17 protein-coding genes are annotated in these 22,051 nt (G+C 60.6%); 8 read left to right on the top strand and 9 right to left on the bottom strand.

The window, feature by feature from the left end; translation table 11 throughout:
- Positions 1–2: 2 nt before the first annotated feature.
- The 6 genes from I2E13_RS01500 to arcA all read right to left on the bottom strand — a co-directional run bounded on the left by I2E13_RS01500 (position 3) and on the right by arcA (position 8,415).
- Entirely contained in the window at positions 3–1,664 is a 1,662-nt protein-coding gene (locus I2E13_RS01500; protein ID WP_117635384.1) for a CTP synthase, read from the bottom strand.
- A 178-nt stretch (positions 1,665–1,842) separates the two neighbouring features.
- Complete coding sequence (locus I2E13_RS01505; protein WP_040358312.1) at positions 1,843–2,181, bottom strand: helix-turn-helix domain-containing protein; 339 nt, start codon at positions 2,179–2,181, stop codon at positions 1,843–1,845.
- Positions 2,182–2,437: 256 nt separating this feature from the next.
- Complete coding sequence (locus I2E13_RS01510) at positions 2,438–3,919, bottom strand: DUF1846 domain-containing protein (RefSeq protein WP_006234276.1); 1,482 nt, start codon at positions 3,917–3,919, stop codon at positions 2,438–2,440.
- Between the two features lie 530 nt (positions 3,920–4,449).
- A complete protein-coding gene (locus I2E13_RS01515) occupies positions 4,450–5,928 on the bottom strand; it encodes a YfcC family protein (RefSeq protein WP_195403979.1) in 1,479 nt (492 codons plus the stop codon).
- A gap of 144 nt (positions 5,929–6,072) precedes the next feature.
- The gene (argF, locus tag I2E13_RS01520) at positions 6,073–7,068 is read right to left on the bottom strand and encodes an ornithine carbamoyltransferase (protein WP_006234279.1); all 996 of its coding nucleotides are present in this window, start codon (positions 7,066–7,068) and stop codon (positions 6,073–6,075) included.
- A gap of 105 nt (positions 7,069–7,173) precedes the next feature.
- Entirely contained in the window at positions 7,174–8,415 is a 1,242-nt protein-coding gene (gene arcA / locus I2E13_RS01525) for an arginine deiminase (RefSeq protein ID WP_195403980.1), read from the bottom strand.
- 559 nt (positions 8,416–8,974) lie between these two features.
- On the opposite strand from arcA, the gene ppk1 reads away from it, so the two are divergent.
- The 7 genes from ppk1 (at position 8,975) to I2E13_RS01560 (ending at position 16,636) form a co-directional block, all read left to right on the top strand.
- Complete coding sequence (gene ppk1 / locus I2E13_RS01530) at positions 8,975–11,377, top strand: polyphosphate kinase 1 (protein ID WP_229057768.1); 2,403 nt, start codon at positions 8,975–8,977, stop codon at positions 11,375–11,377.
- Positions 11,378–11,475: 98 nt separating this feature from the next.
- Positions 11,476–12,804 (top strand): 23S rRNA (uracil(1939)-C(5))-methyltransferase RlmD, encoded by a 1,329-nt coding sequence (rlmD, locus tag I2E13_RS01535; RefSeq protein ID WP_195403982.1) that lies wholly within the window; start codon positions 11,476–11,478, stop codon positions 12,802–12,804.
- A gap of 137 nt (positions 12,805–12,941) precedes the next feature.
- Positions 12,942–13,997 (top strand): IS1595 family transposase, encoded by a 1,056-nt coding sequence (locus tag I2E13_RS01540; protein WP_229057770.1) that lies wholly within the window; start codon positions 12,942–12,944, stop codon positions 13,995–13,997.
- A 46-nt stretch (positions 13,998–14,043) separates the two neighbouring features.
- Complete coding sequence (locus I2E13_RS01545) at positions 14,044–14,241, top strand: type II toxin-antitoxin system RelB/DinJ family antitoxin (protein ID WP_195403983.1); 198 nt, start codon at positions 14,044–14,046, stop codon at positions 14,239–14,241.
- A 171-nt stretch (positions 14,242–14,412) separates the two neighbouring features.
- Positions 14,413–14,955 carry a DJ-1 family glyoxalase III gene (locus I2E13_RS01550; protein ID WP_195403984.1) on the top strand — a complete coding sequence of 181 codons (543 nt, stop codon included), beginning with the start codon at positions 14,413–14,415 and terminating at the stop codon, positions 14,953–14,955.
- Positions 14,952–15,533, top strand: coding sequence for a Maf family protein (locus I2E13_RS01555; RefSeq protein WP_195361189.1), 582 nt, complete (start codon positions 14,952–14,954; stop codon positions 15,531–15,533). Before I2E13_RS01550 ends, I2E13_RS01555 begins: the two co-directional genes overlap by 4 nt.
- Before the next feature lie 101 nt (positions 15,534–15,634).
- Positions 15,635–16,636, top strand: coding sequence for a P1 family peptidase (locus I2E13_RS01560; RefSeq protein ID WP_006234293.1), 1,002 nt, complete (start codon positions 15,635–15,637; stop codon positions 16,634–16,636).
- 375 nt (positions 16,637–17,011) lie between these two features.
- Here I2E13_RS01560 and I2E13_RS01565 read toward each other — a convergent pair whose 3' ends face one another.
- Both I2E13_RS01565 and glf read right to left on the bottom strand, forming a co-directional pair.
- Complete coding sequence (locus I2E13_RS01565) at positions 17,012–18,043, bottom strand: glycosyltransferase family 2 protein (protein ID WP_195403985.1); 1,032 nt, start codon at positions 18,041–18,043, stop codon at positions 17,012–17,014.
- Positions 18,036–19,238: a UDP-galactopyranose mutase gene (gene glf / locus I2E13_RS01570; RefSeq protein WP_118094540.1), complete on the bottom strand. Its 1,203-nt coding sequence runs from the start codon at positions 19,236–19,238 to the stop codon at positions 18,036–18,038. The genes I2E13_RS01565 and glf overlap by 8 nt, the downstream gene beginning before the upstream one ends.
- A gap of 231 nt (positions 19,239–19,469) precedes the next feature.
- Here glf and pta point away from each other — a divergent pair, with 231 nt between their 5' ends.
- Entirely contained in the window at positions 19,470–20,450 is a 981-nt protein-coding gene (gene pta / locus I2E13_RS01575; protein ID WP_006234296.1) for a phosphate acetyltransferase, read from the top strand.
- A 347-nt stretch (positions 20,451–20,797) separates the two neighbouring features.
- Here pta and I2E13_RS01580 read toward each other — a convergent pair whose 3' ends face one another.
- On the bottom strand, positions 20,798–21,976 hold the full coding sequence (locus I2E13_RS01580; RefSeq protein WP_117779455.1) for an acetate/propionate family kinase: 1,179 nt from the start codon (positions 21,974–21,976) through the stop codon (positions 20,798–20,800).
- Positions 21,977–22,051: the final 75 nt, after the last annotated feature.

The raw sequence follows: 22,051 nt of genomic DNA on the forward strand, positions 1-22,051 counted from the left end.
CCTTAGTCCGTAGCGAGGTTCATGGGCGTCACCTGTAGGCGATCGACACCCTCGTGCTGACCGATCGAGGCACGCACGAACTCTCGGAACAGCGGCTGCGGGTTGGTCGGACGGCTCTTGAACTCGGGGTGAGCCTGGGTTGCCACATACCACGGATGCACGTCGCGCGGCAGCTCGACCATCTCGACCAGGCGCTCGTCGGGCGAGAGGCCAGAGATAACCAAGCCGGCATCCTCGAGCTGGTCGCGGAAGGCGTTGTTGAACTCAAAGCGGTGACGGTGACGCTCGTAGACGAGTTCCTCGCCATATGCCTCGCGAGCAAGGGTATCGGCGGCGAGCTTGCACGGATAGGCGCCCAGGCGCATGGTGCCGCCCTTCTCGGTCACGTCCTCCTGCGAGCTCATCAGATCGATGACGCTAAACGGGCCGTCCGGATCGAACTCAGAGGAGCTGGCGCCGGCAAGGCCGACGACGTTGCGGGCGAACTCGCACACGGCGACCTGCATACCCAGGCAAATGCCCAGATACGGAATCTTGTGCTCACGGGCAAACTCGGCCGCGAGGATCTTGCCCTCCAGGGCGCGCTTGCCAAAGCCGCCGGGGACCAGGATGCCCGAGGCGTCGCCCAGAACCTCGGAGACATTCTGCTCGTCGAGGCTCTCGCCGTCGACCAGCTGGACGTCCACATGGCGATCGTAGAAGACGCCCGCATGGTGCAGGGCCTCGATAACCGACAGGTACGCATCGGGCAGCTGCGTGTACTTACCCACGACGGCAATCTTAACCTTATCGGCGTGATGGTTGGCATGGTTCTGCTTACGCAGGAACTCATTCCACTCGCTCATGTCGCGCTCACGCGGGTCCAGGCCCAGGCGCTCGCAAATACGCAGGTCAAAGTCCTGCTCGGCAAGCAGCTGCGGCACGTCGTAGATGCTCGCGCAGTCCTCATTGGTAAAGACGCAATCGGTGTCGACGTCGCAGAAGCTTGCGATCTTTCCGCGGATAGCGTCATCGATATGGTGGTCGGAGCGCAGCACGATGATATCGGGCTGGATGCCAAAGCTGCGGAGCTCCTTGACGGAATGCTGCGTGGGCTTGGTCTTGACCTCGTGGGCGGCGGCAATATAGGGAACGAGCGACACGTGGATGTAGCAGACGTTCTCGGAGCCGGCCTCCTTGCGGTACTGACGGATGGCCTCGACAAACGGTTGGGACTCGATGTCGCCGATCGTGCCGCCCAGCTCGGTGATGACTACATCGGAGCCGGTCTGCTCCTCGATGCGGCGAAACTTGTCCTTAATGGCATTGGTGACGTGAGGAATCACCTGCACGGTACCGCCCAAAAAGTCGCCGCGACGCTCGCGGGCGATTAGGCTTTTGTAGATGGCACCGGTCGTAAAGTTGGAATCGCGGGTCAGGTTCTCATCAATAAAGCGCTCGTAATGACCCAGGTCCAGGTCGGACTCGTAACCATCCTCGGTTACAAAGACCTCACCATGCTGGAACGGGCTCATGGTACCGGGGTCGACGTTCAGATACGGGTCGGCCTTCTGCATCGTTACTTTGTAGCCACGCGACTTGAGCAGACGGCCCAGCGAGGCCGCGGTAATACCCTTGCCCAGAGACGAAACCACGCCGCCGGTCACGAACACATGCTTGGTCATATTGAGTTACCTGCGCTTCCCGTAGAAGTTGTCCATACACATCTTACGGGTCTTCATTGTAATACTCGCGACGCACGCCGCACGCAATTTTTCTTACGCGCAATAGCATTTCTCAATCTTGAAACAAAACGCCGCCCGGTTTCCCAGGCGGCGTCACTATGGCAAGGGTTACATGCTGCTATCGATCAGCAACCTCGTCCTCAAGCATTTCTTGAACGAGCATGCCGGTACGGACGCCCTCAAGATACCACTCACCACGTTCGGTGAGGCAAATGCCATTTGCAAGCTGACCGCCGTCGTCGCTATAACGCGAGACGACATCAATCATACCTTCGGAATCCAAGCGATCGATTGCGGCGCGGGCACGATACGGCGAAACCCCCACGCGCTCGGCAAGCGTTTTGCGCGAGAAACCATACGGCCCGCCATTGTCTTCGGTTTGCTGGTCGATCTCCATCAACACCAGCACCTCGACACGCTTCATATCGTTGACACTCGCACGACCCTTGCCCGCCATAGCAGCCTCCTCAAACCGAGCACGAGCATCTAACGCGCCGTGCGCGACCGACACACCTCACGATGGCAGGTAATATCCATCATGCGGCATCCCGCTAAGGATGAAACAGTTACGGTTATTGTATACCGCTCAAATTGTTTCTAGGCAGGTAAACAGCTATTTTTCGCCGAAATAGACGCTTTATTGATCAAAAAGCCGTACCGGGCGCTAACCCGATACGGCCAAAATGTAATGCAATTACCGCGGTGCTTCAAACTTAGCGATGGAAGAAACCGCGGCGCTCAAACTTGGGCTCGCAGCACACGTTGATGCCCAACTTGCGCAGTACCGTCTCGTCCGTCGGCGAGATAATCACGCTAAAGAAGGCATCGCAACCGCGCAGCTGCTCCAGGCCCGAAAGGACGCGAGCGGCCGTCTCACTCGTGGCCGAGGTGATCGACAGCGCCATAAGCGTCTCGTCGGTGTGGAGGCGCGGGTTTTTGCTGCCCAGGAAATGCGTCTTGAGCTTGCTGATGGGCTCGATCGCCTCATCGCTAATGACCTCGAGCTCAAGGTCGACGCCCGAGACATGCTTGAGGGCGTTCATAATGAGCGAACTTGCGGCGCCCAGGCGCGTGGAGGTCTTACCGGTCACCACGGAGCCATCGGGCATGACCATGGCACCCACGGGACCACCCGTCAGCTGCTCCCTGGTGAGGGCCGCCGAGCGCGCCGGTGAGTAGTTCTTATCGATGCCGGCTTTCTTCATAATAATCTTGAGACGGTCGACTTGCTCATCGCCCACGCCGGTACGGCGCACATTTTCGACCGCGGTAAAGTAGCGGCGGACGATCTCCATCTTGGAAGCGTCGCGGCAGGCATCGTCATCGGTGATGGCAAAACCGACCATATTGACGCCCATGTCCGTAGGGCTCTGGTAGGGGCTCTTGCCCAGGATCTTTTCCATCAGGGCACGGACTACCGGGAAGGCCTCGACGTCGCGGTTGTAGTTGACCGTGGTCTTGTTGTAGGCCTCCAGGTGGAAGGAGTCGATGATGTTGGCGTCATCGAGGTCTGCCGTGGCGGCCTCGTAGGCAATATTGACCGGATGCGTAAGGGGCAGATTCCAAACCGGGAAGGTCTCGAATTTGGCATAGCCGGCGGCCGTGCCATGCTTGTGCTCGTGATAGAGCTGAGACAGGCAAGTGGCGAGCTTGCCCGAGCCAGGGCCGGGCGCCGTCACGACAACGAGCGGTCGGGTGGTCTCGACAAACTCGTTCTTGCCATAGCCGTCGTCGGACACGATCAGATCGACATCGTGCGGATACCCCTCGATGGGATAGTGCAGCTTGGCGGGAATACCGAGCGCGTTCAGGCGGTTGCGGAACACATCGGCAGCGGGCTGTCCAGCGTACTGGGTGATGACCACGGCCGCGACAGCAAAGCCGTTGCCGCGGAACAGGTCAACCAGGCGCAGCACATCCTCGTCATAGGTAATGCCAAGGTCACCACGAGCCTTGTTTTTCTCGATGTGGTTCGCGTTGATCGCGATGATAACCTCGACATCGTCGGCGATGCTTTTGAGCATGCGGAACTTGCTGTCCGGCTCAAAACCCGGTAGCACGCGGCTGGCATGATAGTCATCGAACAGCTTGCCGCCAAACTCCAAATACAGCTTGCCGCCAAACTGCGAGATGCGCTCCTTAATGTGAGCAGCCTGCAGCTCGATATACTTCGCGTTGTCGAAACCCTGGCGCATGTATGGCTCCCGTCCCGTTTCCAATTAATGTTCTAGGCGATTATAACGGAGCAGACCCTCCCCAACGCCCAAGCAATCAACTGGCACCAACCAAACACGTCATCGATAAGTTGCGGTGGAATAGTTCCCGTTTAACCCCTCAAGACGGCCAAACAGGAACGATTCCACCGCAACTTCCCCTTTTTGGTTCAAACAAACCTGGCCTTTGTATCAATAATGGAAACGTCGCAGGTGGAGCATAAGTCAGCGAAAGCCCGCCAGAGCGAGCAAGGTGACGTGAAAGAGGAGGGCATAGGCCTTTTGGCCATGCCCGACGATTGAACGTCAGATTGCCGCTCTGGCGGGCTTGCAGCGTCGAGCGGTTCCGGCGTTTGGTAAAACGCCGGAACACAAGAGCGCCCCCTCCCGCGCACGGAACGGGAGGGGGCTAAAGGTAGGAGTCTACCGGTGGGTTGACCCCACCGGACAGACGATGACCAGGTGATCCTCTACAGGATCGTCAAGGTTTCCGTGGGGTACCCGTTGGGTACTTAGAGCAGCACGCAGGCGACGGTCAGGATGACGGCGCAGACGACGGAGAGAGCGACGATGAGCTTAAGGGCAAACTTGAGCCAGGTCGTCCACTCGATCTTGGCCAGGGCGAGACCGCCCATGATGGCGCCGGAGGTCGGGGTGAACAGGTTCACGACACCGATGGCGGCGGAGAAGATCATGACCATGACCTCGGGCGAGAAGCCGAGCTTAACAGCCAGCGGTCCCATGATGGGCATGGAGACGGTGGCCATACCAGAGGTCGAAGGGATCAGGAAGGACAGGCCGAAGTAGACCAGGAAGCTCATGGGAGCGAAGATCACGCCGGACAGGCCAGCCAGGGCATTGGCGGCAGCGTCGAGGACGAAGACATCGAGGCCGGTGTTAGCCATGAGGACGGAGATACCACGGGCGAGGGCGATGACGAGAACAACGGACATCATGTCGGCAGCGCCGGTGATGAAGGTGTTGACGATCTGCTTCTCGGACAGGCCACCGATGATACCGATCAGGACGGCCATGAGGAAGAACCAGGTGGAAGCCTCGTCGAAGTACCACTGGCCAATGGGCAGGCCGGTGATCAGGGCAGACCAGCCCTGGACGACGGCGTTACCGTCGGCGTCGTAGACAGCGCCGGCGTCGAAGAAGTTGGCGACGCCCTCGTTGAGGTCGGCCAGCGGAATGAAGCCGACGATCATGACGACGAAGGTGAAGGCGAAGGCGATCAGAACACCCTTCTGACGACCGGTGAGCTTGACCTCCTTGTGGACCTCGGAAGCAGCCTTGCCGTGAGCCTCTTCGGCGTCCTTGAGCTCCTGCATCGACAGGATGGTGGAACCCTTGTCAGCCTTGACCTTCTTGGCGTAGCTCATCACGAAGAAGATGGACATAGCGGTAGTGACAATCCACAGGACGGCACCGAGGCCGATGATGATGGACTGGTTGACCTCAATGCCAACGCCGGTCAGAGCGTCGACGGCAGCGCCGACGGCGAACGGGTTAACCGTGGAGCCCAGGCAGCCGCAGCCAGCGCCGAGCAGGACGGTAGCGGCACCGACCATGGGGTCGAAGCCAGCGGCCATCATGGTAGCGGCGAGCAGGGCGTAGAAGGGAACGGTCTCCTCGCACATACCATAGGTGGTACCACCGAGGGAGAAGATGAGCATCAGCACGGGAATGAGCATAATCTCGTTGCCCTTAAGCTTCTGCACCAGGACGGCGATGCCGTTGTCCAGGGCGCCGGTCTCGGTCATCATGCCGAGGAAGCCGCCCAGGATCATAACGAAGAGGCAGACGGGCAGAGCGTCAGCGAAGCCCAGGATCGGGGCGGTGCAGAAATCGCTCAGACGGGCGGCAGTAACCGCGCCACCGGACGTGCCGGAGACGATAACGGTAATCACTGCGACAATTGCCAGCAGAGCAAGAAGAATGGTGAACGATGAAGGCATACCGCGCTTTTTCTTAGCGGTCTCAGTCATAGTCATCCCCCCTTCATAAATCATTTACTGATCTCGCCAGAAGCGGCTCTTCCGTGCCGTGCCTGCCGCTTGATGCGAGATTATTACCAGATAAAACCGCTCGGGGTGCGCAGTAATACACCCCGAGCGAGATGCTAGATGCTCTTACTTGAGCGTGGCGTACATGACAGCCTTAATGGTGTGCATGCGGTTCTCGGCCTCGTCGAAGACCTTGGAAGCGGGGCTCTCGAAGACCTCGTCGGTGACCTCCTGCTCGGTGATGCCGAACTGCTCGCACTTCTCGGCGCCAATCGTGGTGTTGGTGTCGTGGAAGCTGGGCAGGCAGTGCAGGAAGATGGCACCCGGGTTGGCCATAGCCATGACCTCGGAGGTAACGCGATACGGGGTGAGCTGAGCGATGCGCTCGGCCCAGACCTCGTCGGGCTCGCCCATGGAGACCCACACATCGGTGTAGATAACGTCGGCACCGGTGACGCCGTCCTTGACGTCGGTGGTCAGCTTGATGGTGCAGCCGTTGGCCTCGGCGATGGGCTTGCAGGCCTCGATGACGTCGTCGGCGGGCATGCACTCCTCGGGGCCGCAGGCCACGAAGTTCATGCCGAGCTTGGAGCAGACAACCATGAGGGAGCGAGCGACATTGTTCTTGCAGTCGCCCATGAAGACGAGGGTCTTGCCCTTGATGTCGTAGTTGAAGTTCTCCTGGACGGTCAGGATGTCGGCGAGCATCTGGGTGGGGTGCCACTCGGTGGTCAGGCCGTTCCACACGGGCACGCCGGACTTGGCAGCGAGCTCCTCGACGTCGTCCTGGGCAAAGCCACGGAACTCGATGCCGTCATACATACGGCCGAGAACGCGGGCGGTGTCCTCGATGGACTCCTTCTTGCCCATCTGCGACGAACCGGGATCGAGGTAGGTGACGCCCATGCCCAGATCCATGCCGCCGACCTCGAAGGCGCAGCGGGTACGAGTGGAGGTCTTCTGGAAGAGCAGAACGATGTTCTTGCCCTCGAGATAGCGGTGCGGAACGCCAGCGCGCTTCATGTCCTTGAAGTTCTTGGAAAGCTTGAGCAGGTACTCGATCTCCTCGGTGGTGAGGTCGAGGAGCTTGAGGAAGCTACGGCCGGAGAGGTTAACACCCATGGTTCGAATCCTTTCGAAGAAATGAATTACATAAGTATCAGTGTTGCCCGTTTGACGGGCGAAACCGGTGCGGTTGTAGGGAGACCGCACCGGAAACGGAAAGACTTAGAGGTCCTCGCGCCAGAAGGGCATGCTCATGCAGCGCGGGCCGCCGCGGCCGCGGGAGAGCTCGGCGGAGGGCACGACGAGAAGGTCCAGGCCCTCCTTGTACAGCACGTCGTTGGTGACGGTGTTGCGGGCGTAGACGCAGATCTTGCCGGGCTCGACGCACAGGGTGTTGGAGCCGTCGTTCCACTGCTCGCGGGAGGCCGCGATCGGGTCGCCGCCGCCGCAGGGGATCAGCTTGACCTGGTCGACGCCGGTGGCGTCCTCCAGGACGTGCTCGAGGGTGTCCTCGATCAGGCGGATGTTCACGTCGCCCGGGTTCTTGCCGGCGGTCAGCTCGTAGACGCGCAGGGTGCCCATGATGGCGGGGTGGATCGTGAACTTATCGACGTCGATCTGGGTGAAGACCGTGTCGAGGTGCATGAAGGCGCGCGAGACCGGGATGTCGAAGGCCAGGATGCGCTCGACCTTGGAGTCGGAGTTCCAGAAGATGTTCTGGGCCATGATGTCGATCGCGGCGGCCTGGGTGCGCTGGGAGATGCCGACGGCGAGGGTCTTCTCGTTGATGTTCAGCACGTCGCCGCCCTCGGTGTGGAACTGGCAGTCGCGGCGGAAGTACAGCGAGACGTCCTTGTAGTCGGGGTGGTACTTGAAGACGTACTTGCCGTACAGGGTCTCGCGGTTGCGGGTGACCGAGTACATGCGGTTGAGGTTGACGCCCTCGCCGACGACCGCGAACGGGTCGCGGGTGAAGTAGAGGTTGGGCATCGGGTCGATGATCAGGTCGGACTCGGACTCGGAGTTGACCAGGGAGTCGAGGGTCGTGGACGCCGTGAGGGGCATGTCGATCTCGGCCTTGGTCATGCCGGCCATGGTCTTCTTGACGAACTCGAGGTTGTCCTCGATGGAGTCCAGCTTCTCGCGGACGATCTGCGGCATGTGCTGGCCGCGGATGCCTGCCTCGGCGATGTACTGGTCGGTGAACTCGGCGCGGGCGCCGGGGACCTGGTCGAACACCTCGGCGACGAGGTTCTCGAGATAGAGGACCTCCACGCCCTGGTCCCTCAGGATCTGGGCGAAGGTGTCGTGCTCCTGCTGCGCGACCTCTAGGAACGGGACGTCGTCGAACAGGAGTCGCTCGAGCTCGTCGGGCGGCAGGTTGAGGAGCTCGTCGCCGGGACGGTGCAGGCAGACCTTCCTGAGCTTGCCGATCTCGGAAGGCACGTGCAGACCTTTCGTCATGGCCTCCTACCTTTCTTTCGGGCCCTTGTCAGGGCCGATTCGTTAGCGCCCCTCCGTATGGGACGCTGCTTGCTGACAGCTCTAGTTATATCCAAAAACCACCTGCAATTCCACCTCGCCCCCGAACGGTCAGCAAAGTGCGATGAACGGTATATCTCATATGATTCCCCCATGATGCACTTCGGTTCTCTAAAGCAGGTTTTCAAAGGTAAATGTTCTTTTTTCTAAGGAATTAAGCTAGATTGCACAAATATTTTCATGTTTAGGAATTGCATAGCTAAAACGGTTTTCTGCATATATATGTCGTTTGTTCATGATTCAATTTGGATTCGATTATATTCAGCTCGCAATCATTCTTATTCATACATCCTCACCAATTGAGTATGGATATAGATTGTTTCTAAACGAGTTGGGCAGTTAGTTGCATGACTTGGCAGCGTAAGAAGTAGGTAAAGATACCGTTCACGCGATACGTCCGTGCCACAGGTCGACTAAATTGAGACAATAGTGAATAGTGTTAGGCTACCGTCCCCTGTGGGGACTGAACGGACAGATGCATATGCCGAGCAAAATCGAAAAGAAGCAAGCCGCCGCAAAGCTGCGCAAACCGCCTCGCGACTTCTCGTACACGCAGAACCGAGAGCTTAGCTGGTTGCGCTTTGACAACCGCGTGCTTGACGAAGCCTTCGATGAGACTGTTCCGCTGTTCGAGCGTCTAAAGTTCGTATCGATTTTCGAGTCTAACCTCGACGAGTTTCTCATGGTGCGCGTGGGCGGCCTGTCCGATCTGGCGGAGCTCAAAAAACAACCTGTCGACAACAAGAGCAATATGACCGCCTCCGAACAGGTCGATGCTGTCATGGCCGAAATGCCCGGGCTCCTTACCCGATGGGAGTCCATCTTTAAGAGCATCGAGGGCAAGCTCGACACCCTGGGCGTTCACCGCGCGCGTGTTGATTCGCTTACGCCCGAGGAGCGCACCTTTGTAACCCGCTACTTCCAGGCCTACGTGTCGCCGGTCATCTCGCCGTTGGTCATTGACCCGCGCCATCCCTTCCCCAACCTGCGCAACGGTGCACTCTATCTGGCTTGTGGCCTGGACGGCGTCACCGACGAGGAGAGCCTGCTGGGCCTTATCGAGATCCCCGCCTCGATGAACCGCGTGGTCGAGATCCCCTCGCCCACCGGCACCTACTCCTACATTCTGCTCGAGGACGTCATCCTCGCCTGCCTGGACAGCTGCTTTGGCTCCTATAAGCCGCTCGACCGCGCGCTCATCCGCGTCACCCGCAACGCCGACATCGATCCGGATGGCGAGGGCGTCGAGGAGGAAGAGGACTACCGCCAGCACATGAAGCGCATCCTCAAGAAGCGCCTGCGTCTGCAGCCGGTAGTGCTCGCGGTCTCGGGGTCGCTCGAGAAGGCGACGCTCAAGACCATCCGCAAGGCGCTCGAGCTTTCTCGCCGCTCGGTCTTTACCTGCGATATCCCGCTCGACCTGGGCTACGTCTTCGGCATTGAGGGCAAGATTCCCGAGCACCTGCGCAACGAGCTGCTCTTTACGCCGTTTAAGCCGCAGCCCAACCCCACCATCGATATGACCCGCTCCATCCGCGAGCAGGTGCTGCAGCACGACAAGCTGCCCTTTTACCCTTACGAGGCCATGAATCCGTTCTTGGACCTGGTGCACGAGGCCGCCTACGACCCCGAGTGCATCTCGCTGCGCATCACGCTCTACCGCGTGGCCAAGCAGAGCCGCCTGTGCGAGTCACTGATCGATGCCGCCGAGAACGGCAAAGAAGTCACGGTGCTCATGGAGCTCCGCGCGCGCTTTGACGAGCAGAACAACATCGAGTGGGCCGAGCGCCTGGAAGAGGCCGGCTGCACCGTCATCTACGGCTCCGAGGGCTTTAAGTGCCACTCCAAGATCTGCCAGCTCACCTATCGCGAAGGCATGGCGCTAACGCGTCTGACGCTGCTGGGCACCGGCAACTTTAACGAGAAGACGGCCAAACTCTACAGCGACTTTATGCTCATGACCGCCCACCCCGGCATCGGCGAGGACGCCAACCTGTTCTTCCGCAACCTGTCGCTGGGCAATCTGCGCGGCGATTACCGCTTCCTGGGTGTGGCGCCCGTAGGCCTCAAGCCGCTCATCATGCGCGGTCTGGATCGCGAGATTCAGCGCGCTCTCGCTGGCGAGCCCGCCCGCGTGTTCTTTAAACTCAACTCGCTCACCGACCGCGAGGTCATCGACAAGATCGCCGAGGCATCGTGCGCAGGAGTCCGCGTGGACATGATCATCCGCGGCATCTCGTGCCTCAAGCCGGGCGTTCCTGGCAAGACCGAAAACGTGCATGTCCGTTCTATCGTCGGACGCTTTTTGGAGCATGCGCGCGTTTACGCCTTTGGCGTGGACTCGGACATGATCTACCTGAGCTCGGCCGACATGATGACGCGCAACACCGAGCACCGCGTGGAGATCGCCTTCCCCGTGCTCGACCCCACCTGCCGCGCCCTGGTGCACGAGTACATGGGCATGCAGCTGCGCGACAACGTGAAAGCCCGCAGCCTGACAAGTGACGGCACCTGGGTCCCCGTGGAGCGTGCAGAGGGTGAGAAACCCTTCAACTCGCAGGAGGCTCTGCTGGAGCGCGCCTATCGCAACGCCGAGGCCGCGCCCGAGCCCGTCATTGAGGCGGAACCTGCCCCCGAGGCCGAGCCGCAGCCAGTAGCACCCAAGGTCCAAGAGGTCCAGGCGACCGTCATTGAGCCCGAGCCTGCACCTGCACCTCAGCCCGATCCGCAGGTCACCAAGCCCGCACCCGAGACGAGCGCCCGTCGCGATAAGCCCGCCGGCAAGACCAAGGCCATCGAGCGCCATCGCCCCGGCCGCGTGCGCATGGGCCTGGGTCTAATCGGCCTGCGTCTTAAGACGCTCATTACCGGCAAGACGAAATAGTCGTTTGTAGAAGCAGTTTGTAGAAGCGCCCCGCATTTGAGGAAAGCCTCGGATGCGGGGCGCTTTTCCCTGCTACCATGGTGCGAACAACAACGCGAATGACAGGCAGGAATATGAAGCTCACTATAGAATCGATGACCTACGGCGCCGACGGGCTGGCACACGCCGACAACGGCAAGGCCGTCTTTGTGCAGGGCGCCGTGGCAGGCGACACCGTCGAGGCCGAGGTCGTACAGGACGGCAAGTCGTTCATGCGTGGCCGCACCACCGAGATTCTGGAGCCAAGCCCCGATCGCATTCAGCCTCCCTGCCCCTTCGTGGGCATCTGCGGCGGCTGCTCGTGGGGCAATCTCTCACGCACGGCACAGCTCGCCGCCAAGGAGCAAAACCTGCGCTCCACGCTCGAGCGCATCGGCAAGTTCGCTCCTGAGCAGGTCGATGAGTTGGTACAGCCCATCTGCCACACCAAGGACGACTGGGGCTACCGCAATAAAATCGAGCTCGAACCGACCGTCGTCAACGGTCGCGTGCGCCTTGGCATGCACGGTGTCGATCCTCGCAAGATCGTGACCGTCGATTCGTGCCCGTTGTTCGACAAACGCTTCCCCAAGGCACTCAAATCGGTCGTCGGCGCGCTCAATTATCTGAGCGGCAGCCACGACCTGGGCCTTGAGCGCGTGGGCATTCGCGCCTCGCGTCGCACCAAGGCACTCGAGGTGGCGCTCTGGACGCCTACGGGCTCTTTCCCGCGCTCGCAAGTCTCGCGCGTGTTGGCAGACGCCGCGCACCCCACAAGTGTCGTGCGCGTGATGAGCAAGGGCGAAAAGAAGGCCCGCCGTGTCTCCAAGGTCGAAATGCTCGCCGGAGAGGGCTCATGGACCGAGAATATCGCCGAGGGTCAGATGCGCTTGTCTGCCCCGTCTTTTTTCCAGGTCAACACCAAGGGTGCCGAGATTTTGATCGAGCTTGTCATGGAAGCGCTCGACCCGCAGGAAGACGAGCTTGCCGTGGACCTGTACTGCGGTGCCGGCACCTTTACCCTGCCGCTCGCCCGCCGCTGCGACTTTGTCGCCGCCGTCGAGGCCTACGGCCCCGCCGTGCGCGACCTGCGCCGTAACCTGGAGATCAACAAGCTTGATAACGTCGACGTCATTGGCGGAGACGCGGTACGCGAGTTCCCCGACCAGGATGCCGACGTCTTGGTGGTCGACCCGCCGCGCGCAGGCCTCGCCCCCGAGGCGATCGACCTTATCGCCAGCACGAGTGCCCGCGACGTCGCCTACGTGAGCTGCGACCCGGCCACCCTGGCGCGAGATCTCAAACGCTTTGTCGAGGAAGGCACCTTCTCCCCCGTAAAAATCACGCCAGTCGACCTGTTCCCACAAACCTTCCACTGCGAAACCGTCGTCCACCTCAAGCGCAACTAGACTGTTTGCCCAAGACCACGCCCGATGATTTTTCTGGGACGGGGATTAAATAAGGCTCTGTTAGACCAGGATTGACATACATGTGTCCCCACGGTGCCATATCGTTAGCCTTGTAGACGCGCGGCGATGGGGGCAGCATGAACGCCGAAGACCTGGTAATCACCTTCAAGCGGAACATGGCGAAGCTGAGCGGGGCGGAGCGCCGCCGCGCAATTGAATCCGTCAGGGACGTGATCCGCGCGGCGGCGTTCGACGACGCGGCCGACTCCGCCTACGAAGTCGAATGCTGCCCGCGCTGCGGGTCCACCGCGGTCGTGAAGAAGGGGAAGGGCGGGAACGGCGAGCAGCGCTATCTCTGCCGGGGCTGCGGCAGGACCTTCGGCATGGGCAGCGAGCGCATCCTGGGGACGAGCAAGCTCCCGAAGGAGACCTGGATGGCCTACGCCGAGTGCTTCGTGCTCATGCTGCCCCTGCGCGAGTGCGCGAGGCGCTGCCGCGTCTGCCTCAAGACCGCCTGCACCATGCGCCACAGGCTGATCGAGTGCCTCTCGGCCTACTCCCCCTCGTTCAGGGTCGAGCGGGGCTGCGGCTGCGAGCTCGACGAGACCTATTTCCCCGAGTCGTTCAAGGGCAACCACGCGAAGGGGTCGTTCACGATGCCGCGCCCTTCCCGGCAACGCGGCAAGCAGGTGCACAGGCGCGGGCTGTCGCGCGAGCGGATCTGCGTCATGACCGGCGTGAACGACTCGAACGAGACGTTCCTCGAGGTCACGGGGCGAGGCGCCCTTTCGAGGGAGCGCGCCATGGACGCGCTGAGGGGCCGCATCGCGGCCGGCTCGGTCGTCGCGACCGACAGGGCGGCCGCCTACGTCGGCGTCCTCGCCGAGCTCGAGGTCGCCGCGCACGCGGCCTACGACCCCAAGGACCGCTCCGGGGGAACCATCAACCGGATCAACGCCGTCCACTCGCTCCTCGGCGCCTTCATGGAGCCGTTCAAGGGCGTGTCGACGAAGCACCTCGATGCCTACCTCGCCTGGTTCAGGTGGTGCCGAACCTTCATGGCGACCGATTCCGGCGCCGCCGAGCGCACGGTCGCGCGGCAGCTCGCGCACGGCGTCTGCAGGAGCCGCGTCCGCGACATGTTCAACGTGGAGCCGCCCTACATGGACTACTGGGCCGCGCCCGCCGCATAGAGGCGGTAGAATGGTCGCACCGCGATACACGAGGAGGGGTGAGGCCATGCCGTCGAACATACCGGCCACGACGATCCGCATCGACCCGGAGGTCAAGAAGGAGGCCACGGCCATCCTGGACGAGCTCGGCCTGTCCATGTCCACCGCCGTCAACGCGTTCCTCAGGGCGCTCGTCCGAGAGGGCGGGATGCCGTTCGAGATGAGGGTCAAGACGCCGGCGCCCGACGGGGAGACGGCGAGATAGCCGGCAGGTCGGCATGTCAATCCTGGTCTAACAGAGCCTTAAATAATCAATTTGCACCGAATGATTATTTAATCCCCGTCCCTTTTTAAACATTGGGAAATCGAGCGTGGCAAGCGGAGGTCTTCGGGGTATAAGACGGCTAATTGTATGCCGTCTATGAAAGGAACCCTCATGCCCAGCGTTGCCGTTCTCGCCGCCGATGGCTTTGAAACTATTGAATGCTTGACCATGGTCGATGTCATGCGTCGCGGCGGCGTGCGCGCCACGCTCGCCTCGATCATGCCCACGCGTGAGGTCGTAAGCTCGCTGCAGATCCCCGTGACCTGCGATGCGCTCTTTGATGAGATCGACTTTGACGAGTACGACTGCGTCGTGCTGCCCGGCGGCCTGCCCGGTGCCACCAACCTGCGCGCCGATCAGCGCGTCTGCGACGTGGTCTGCGAGTTCGCCGCGACCAAGTACGTCGCCGCCATCTGCGCCGCCCCGTTTATCCTGGGCGAGCTCGACCTGCTCGAGGGACGCCATGCCACGTGCTTCCCTGGCTTTGAGAAAAGCTTCCCCGAAGGCGCCTATACCGGCGAGAAGGTTACGCAAGACGGCAACATCATCACCGCCAGCGGCATGGCCCAGTCGCTCCCCTTTGCGCTTGAGCTGCTGCGCACGCTCGCCGGCGACAAGGCCGTCGAGAAGGTCGCCGAGGGCATCCAACTATGATTTTGGCTTCGCAATCGCCGCGCCGCATCGAGTTGATGCGCGAGGCAGGCTACAACATTCGCGTGATTCCCGCGGATATCGACGAAACGCCCTTTGATGGCGAGGCCCCGCTCACGCTTGTCGAGCGCTTGGCACGCGCCAAGGCGGCTGCCGTTGCTGCCGAGTATGCCGAACCCAATGAGCTGACGGTCGCGGCCGACACCATCGTCACCTTTGACGGCAAGATTCTGGGCAAGCCAGCAACCGAGGACGAGGCGCGCACCATGCTCCGTGAGCTTTCGGGCCGCACGCACCAGGTCGCAACCGGCGTCTGCATCGTTAAGGCAGGCGATACGGCCGCCCCGCATGCCGCCGAGAGCCTGTCCTTTGTCGATGTGACCAACGTGACGTTCTACGAGCTCACCGACGAGCAGATCGAGCACTACGTTGCCTCGGGTGAGCCCATGGATAAGGCAGGCGCCTACGGCATCCAGGGCACAGGCGGCCGCATGCTCGTGAACGATATTTCGGGCGACTTCTATAACGTGGTGGGCCTACCCATCGCCCGCGTCGCACGTGCCATTCAAAAACTCTCGTAATTGCATCTGGCGCCGGGTGTCCCCCAGCGCCTACAATTTTGGCGTACCGTACGGATCCCGACCGGGCACAAGGCGCGGCGGAAAACCGATAGGAGTTAAACATGGATACACTGCTCGAGGCCATTGACGTCTGCGATGTCGATGGCTTTTGCTATGGCAACTATACGGACGAGGAGGCCGGCACCGGTTGCACCGTAATCGTGGCACCCGAGGGCGCCACCGGCGGTGTTGACGTTCGCGGCGGTGCTCCAGCATCGCGCGAGACCGACCTGCTGCGTCCCGAGAACACCGTGGACAAGGTCCATGCCGTCTGCCTTTCGGGCGGATCGGCCTTTGGCCTCGAGGCTGCAAGCGGCGTCGCTCGCGAGCTTGAGAGCCGCGGCATCGGCCTTCCCGTCGGCCCCACGCAGGTGCCTATCGTGTGCTCGAGCTGTATCTTCGACCTCGCCTTTGGTAACCCCACCGTTCGCCCCGACATTGAGGCCGGCATCGCCGCCGTGCGCGAAGCACTCGACAACACCCCCACCAAGCTCGAACAGGGCAACGTAGGCGCCGGCACGGGCGCTACCGTGGGTAAGCTCATGGGCCCCGCTACCTGCATGAAGGCCGGCCTTGGCGCTGCCGCCGTGGCGCTCGGCCCCATCAAGGTGGGCGCCGTGGTCTCGGTCAACGCCTGCGGCAACGTTGTCGACCCCTTCACCGGCGAGTGGGTCGCCGGTATGCGCGCCGCAGCCGATAGCGACCAAATCGTCGACATGGAACTCGCAGCCTTTGCCGCCGCCGGATCCATGCAGATGCCGCTCGACCGCACCAACACCACCATCAGCTGCATCGTCACCAACGTGGAACTCACTAAGGCACAAGCCACCAAGGTCTCCCAGATGGCCGCAGACGCCTACGCACACGCCATCCGTCCCACGCACACCACCAACGACGGCGACACTATCTACACCCTCGCCAGCGGCAAACTAGACGCTCAGACAAGCGCCGCCGTTCCCCTAGACCTACTGGGCATGCTCGCCGTAAGGGCCCTACAGACCGCCATCGTAAACGGAGCCAAAACCGCCAAAACCTCCCACGGCATCCCCGGCGCCGCGAAGTAACCCCACTCGACCGTCGGTCGGAGGCGGGCGGGCATTACGTTTGCTGCTCTACAGTCCTATGCAAGACGAAGGCCACATTAAGTGGCCTTCTTTGCATGCGGAACTCGCGACAAACGTAATGCCCGCCCGTCTCCGACCGACTACCAACTAATATTTTTTCAGCCCAGGCCCCTGTGTACCGCGCGTCGAAGATCTTCAAATTCACCTATCTGACAATCGATTCTTATAGCAGAGGCCCCTTGGCCTTTAGTTTGATACAAGTTCCGCACGAGCCGGAAAGCACTTAATGTGCTTTCCGTGCGAGCAGGACTGTTCGCAGTATCAAACTAAAGGCCAAGGGGCCCAGTCAACCTATCAGCAGCGATTACTCAGCAGCTAGTTGAATTTGAAGATCTTTGAGGCAAGACGGTATAGGCCGAGTGTGGTTTTGTCTCCGGCCCGTCCGCGCAGATTGGTGAAGAACCCGACCACGCCGTAGCGGGCACGACGATACATGCGCTCGTCGTAGGCCTTCAAATCATTCCACAGCGTCTTTAGGCGCTCGTCGGCGCAATCTTCCTCGGAAAGCTTGGTAAGCACCGAGCAGATCGCCATCATCATGGTGAAGTAGCCCATCATGTACGAACGCAGACGCGACGACTCGACATCGCTGTACAGGTGGTACGACTCCATCATGATACGCGTAACACGGAACTGCTGGTCCAGACGCTTGACCATCGTTGCCTCGTTGACGCTCTGGCCTTCGCGACCGATAAAGTAGCGGTAGAGGTCGATGTCGGCGTAGTACATGGTCTTGCAACGCGGCAGCGGCACGTAGGCGTAGATGTTGTCCACATAGAACGTGTGCGGCGGCATGGGAAGGTTGGACTCGCGCAGCACATCCGTGCGATAGCACAGGCTGTGCATGAGTAGGTTCTGGTCCAGGCGGAAATGACCGATCTGATCCCAAGAAAAGATCTTTTTGCGCGGCAGGGCAAATTTGTAGCCAATAGCGGTATGCGTCCCCTCGTAAACCTTCTCGTACACGTAGTTCGAGATAAACAGGTCAACGCGCTGGTCGCGCTCCTCAAAGCCACGCAGAATCGACAGCATGGTCGAAAGGGCAGCGCCGTCAAGCCAGTCGTCCGAGTCGACAACCTTGTAGTAGGTGCCCTGCGCCTCGCGCAGACCCGAAAGGACGGCAATACCGTGACCGCCATTCTCCTGGTGCACCGCGCGGATGATTCCAGGGTAACGGGCCTCCCACTCGCGGGCCTTTGCGGCCGTCTCGTCCTTGGAGCCGTCGTCCACCACGATAATCTCGATATCGGTGGCGTAATTGCTCCCCTCCAAGATAGAGGTGATGCAATGGTCCATGTCCTTGGCGGCGTTATACGAGGGAATACCGAATGTTATGACTTTATGCATGGCAGGCGATAATCTCATCCGAAAGATCGAGGGCGGAATTGGTCACGGCGTCCATATCGTAGTAACGATACTCGGCCAGACGACCCACCGGGTGGAAGTTCGTCAGGTTCTGGACGCGCTCAAGATAGCGCTCATAGAGCTCACGGTTCTCGGGCTCAAGAATGGCGTAGTACGGCGTCTCGCCCGAGCCGGGCGTATAGGCCTTGGAGTACTCTTTCATGATGGTGGTCTTGCCGGGCAGGACCTGACCGGTCATGTTCTTGAACTCGGTGATACGCGTGTAGTCCTCGCTCGTGGTGTAGTTGACGGTGCCCACGGGCTGGAACTGGTCCATATCGAGCGTCTCGAACTTCATATCGAGCGTGCGGTACGGCAACGCACCCAAGTCGAGGCTGAACAGCTCATCGAGAGGACCGGTATAGACAATCTCGCCGCCGTAGACCTTGCCATCGATCTTGACGGTGGTCTCGTCGATCTCAAAGAGATCGCGGGCGTCCACGTCGCAGAACACGTCGATCAGATCGTGGTCGAGCATGTGCTCAAAGAGCGCCGTGTAGCCCTCCTGCGGCATGCCCTGGAAGGGAGCTTGCGGGAAGTAGCGGTCATCATCACCCACAAAGACGGGAACGCGGCCGGTGATCGAGGGGTCGATCTGATCGGGCGTCTGGCCCCACTGCTTCATGGTGTAATGCAAAAAGACGTTCTCGTAGACGTAATCGGCGACCTCGGCCAAGTCGGGGTCGTTCTTCTTACGCAGCTCCATAATGGGCACCTTGACATCCTTGCCAAAGGTCTCCACGAGCTTCTGATACAGCTCCTCGCCGCGCTCGTCACCAAAGGCGAGCTTGAGACTCGCATGGTTGAAGGGCACGGGCATAAGGGTACCGTTGATGTTGGCGAGCACCTTGTGCTGATAATCCGTCCACTTGGTAAAGCGCGACAGGAAATTGTGCACGCGCTCGTTAAAGGTGTGATAGATATGCGGACCGTACTCGTGGATCAGGATTCCGGCCTCGTCAGTGCAGTCATAGGCATTGCCCGCAATGTGGCTACGGCGCTCCAAAACGGCAACACGATAGCCGATGGTCTCGGCAAGACGGCGGGCGCAAACGGCACCGGCATATCCAGCACCGACGACAATCATGTCGTACGCGCCGGCGTTAAAGCCTTCAGGCAGGCCTGAGGTAATCTGCATCGATACTCCTTGTCAAAAGCCACGGGCTCGTTAGCTGGGCTTTTCTCGAACATTCTTCGAGACATATTTATCAGAGCGATTATAGCGCTAATGCGTCCTATAATGAGCTTGCCACACAAGGAAAGCTCAAGCACCGCGGCGTACATAATTGAAAGGTAAACCCGCTAGCAGCGGGTTTATTCGTGAACAGCCGGGCGCCTGGAGCTTAGCGAAACGCTTGTAAGGAGTAACATGAGCGATTTCCTAAACCGTATGAAGTCTGCCGCCAAGGCCGACCTTAAGACGATCGTCCTGCCCGAGGGCGAGGATCCGCGTACCATCGTCGCGGCCACCAAGATCATCGAGGAGGGCCTGGCAAAGATCGTCATCCTGGGCAACCCCGACGAGATCAACGTTCCCGGCGCTACCGTCATCGACCCGCGCAATGCCGAGAAGCACGAGGAGTACGCGCAGAAGTTTGCCGAGCTCCGCGCCAAGAAGGGCGTTACCATCGAGCAGGCTCGCGCCCAGGTGATGGACGCCACCTACTTTGGCACCATGATGGTCAAGATGGGCGACGCCGACGGCCTGGTCTCCGGCGCCTGCCACTCCACCGCCGACACCCTGCGCCCTGCGCTTCAGATCCTCAAGACCGCCCCGGGCACCAAGCTGGTCTCGGCCTTCTTCGTGATGTGCACCGACACCCCGCAGTTCGGCACCGACGGCACGCTGATCTTCGCCGACTGTGGCCTCAACATCAACCCGTCCTCCGACGAGCTCTCCGAGATCGCCATCGCCTCCGCCCACTCCTGGTCCACCTTCATGGGCAACGTTGAGCCGCACGTGGCCATGCTCTCCTACTCCACCATGGGTTCCGCTGGCGGCGAGGTCGCCAAGAAGGTCCAAGAGGCCGTGAAGTTCTGCAAGGAGAAGGCTCCCGAGCTCGCCATCGACGGCGACCTGCAGCTCGACGCCGCTATCGTCCCCACCGTCGCCCAGCTCAAGGCTCCCGGTTCCTCTGTCGCCGGCAAGGCCAACGTGCTCGTGTTCCCCGACCTCGAGGCCGGCAACATCGGCTACAAGCTGGTCCAGCGCTTCGCCGGTGCCGACGCCTACGGCCCCATCCTGCAGGGCATCGCCAAGCCGGTCAACGACCTGTCGCGCGGCTGCTCTGCCGACGACATCGTGGGTGTCGTGGCCATCACCGCCGTCCAGGCTCAGATGGCTGAATAGCTTACATATCCCCTCGGGACCCTGCAGGGCAAAGCTCTGAAAACGTCCTCGGACATGCAAAGAGGCTCCGCTGCGCGCTTCGCGCGGCGGAGCCTCTTTGCGTCCTGCGGAATGTTTTCAGAGCTTTGCCCTGCAGGGTCCCTGCCGTCACGCAGCAGTCAGGGAATCTGGAGTGGGCGGCGGCTTGGCTACGAGCTGGGGCTGAGGATCTGAACGAATGGGTGACGTTGCTGGGAGCGCAGGCGTTGCCGGCGATGATCACTTTGGAACTGGAATTTCCGCCTGCTAGTAAAAAGGCCTCCGGGCTGTTGCTCTGGAGGCCTTTTTGTCAATTACAGACGAATGCGTTAGTTGTTCTTGGTCAGACGCTCGACGTCGTGGGCGATCATGTATTCCTCGTCGGTGGGGATGACCATGACCGTGACGGAAGAGCCGGCGGCGCTGATGACCTGCGGGCCGTTACCCACGGCCTCGCGGTTCTTGTTGTTGTCGATGCGCACGCCCAGCCACTCGAAGCAGTCGCAGAAGGCCTTGCGGATCGACCAGTCATTCTCGCCAATGCCGGCGGTAAAGGTAATGGTGTCCACGCCCGCCATTGAAGCGATCATGGAGCCGGCCTGCTGCATGGCCTTGTAGGCGAACATATCGAAGGCGAGCAGGCAGCGCTCGTCGCCCTCGGAGGCGCGCGTACGGATGTCACGGGCGTCGTTGGAGATGCCCGAGATGGCAAGCAGACCAGACTGCTTGTTCATCATGTCATCGACTTCCTGGTAGCTGTAGCCGCCCTCGCGCTGCAGGTAGCACACGGTAGCCGGGTCAATGGAACCACAACGGGTGCCCATCATCAGGCCGTCGAGCGGCGTGAGGCCCATCGTGGTATCGCGGCATACACCGTCCTCAATGGCGGCGAGCGAAGCGCCGTTGCCCAGATGACACGAAAGCAGACGGTGGCAGCGCGAACCCAGGATCTCCTTGGCCATCATCCACTCATAGCGGTGGCTTGTGCCGTGGGCGCCGTACTTGCGCACGTGATACTTGTCACACACGTCCTTGGGCAGGGCGTAGGTGTAGGCGACCTCGGGCATAGTCATGTGGAACGAGGTGTCGAAGACGGCCACGTTGGGCAGCTCCGGATACTTCTCGCGACAATACTCGATTGCCGCCGCCTCGCCGTAGTTGTGCAGCGGGGCAAGCGGTGCCACCTCGAGGATCTTAGCCATGACCTCATCGTCGACGACCGCGGAATCGTCAAAGTACCAGCCACCCTGAACAATACGATGCCCAATGCCATCGATCGTAAAGTCGGTCTTCTCAAGCTCCTCGAGCACACGTGCGATAGCCGAACGGTGGTCCGGGAAGGGGACCTCCTCGGTTTGCTTGGCGCCACCGTTCTCGGAGTGGCCAAAGATGCCCATGTCCGAACCGATACGTTCGCAGTTGCCCTTGGCGAAAACCTCGCGGGTATCGGTATCCAAAAGCTGATATTTAAGGCTTGAGCTACCGGCGTTGACAACAAGTACGTTCATGAGACTCCTTTGCAGTGCGATACGGTCGGCGCAGACCCCTTAAGGCGGCCGCATGTTAATAAGAAGTTATCACAA

It is taken from the genome of Collinsella aerofaciens, assembly GCF_015554145.1.
Taxonomy (GTDB): domain Bacteria; phylum Actinomycetota; class Coriobacteriia; order Coriobacteriales; family Coriobacteriaceae; genus Collinsella; species Collinsella aerofaciens_AA.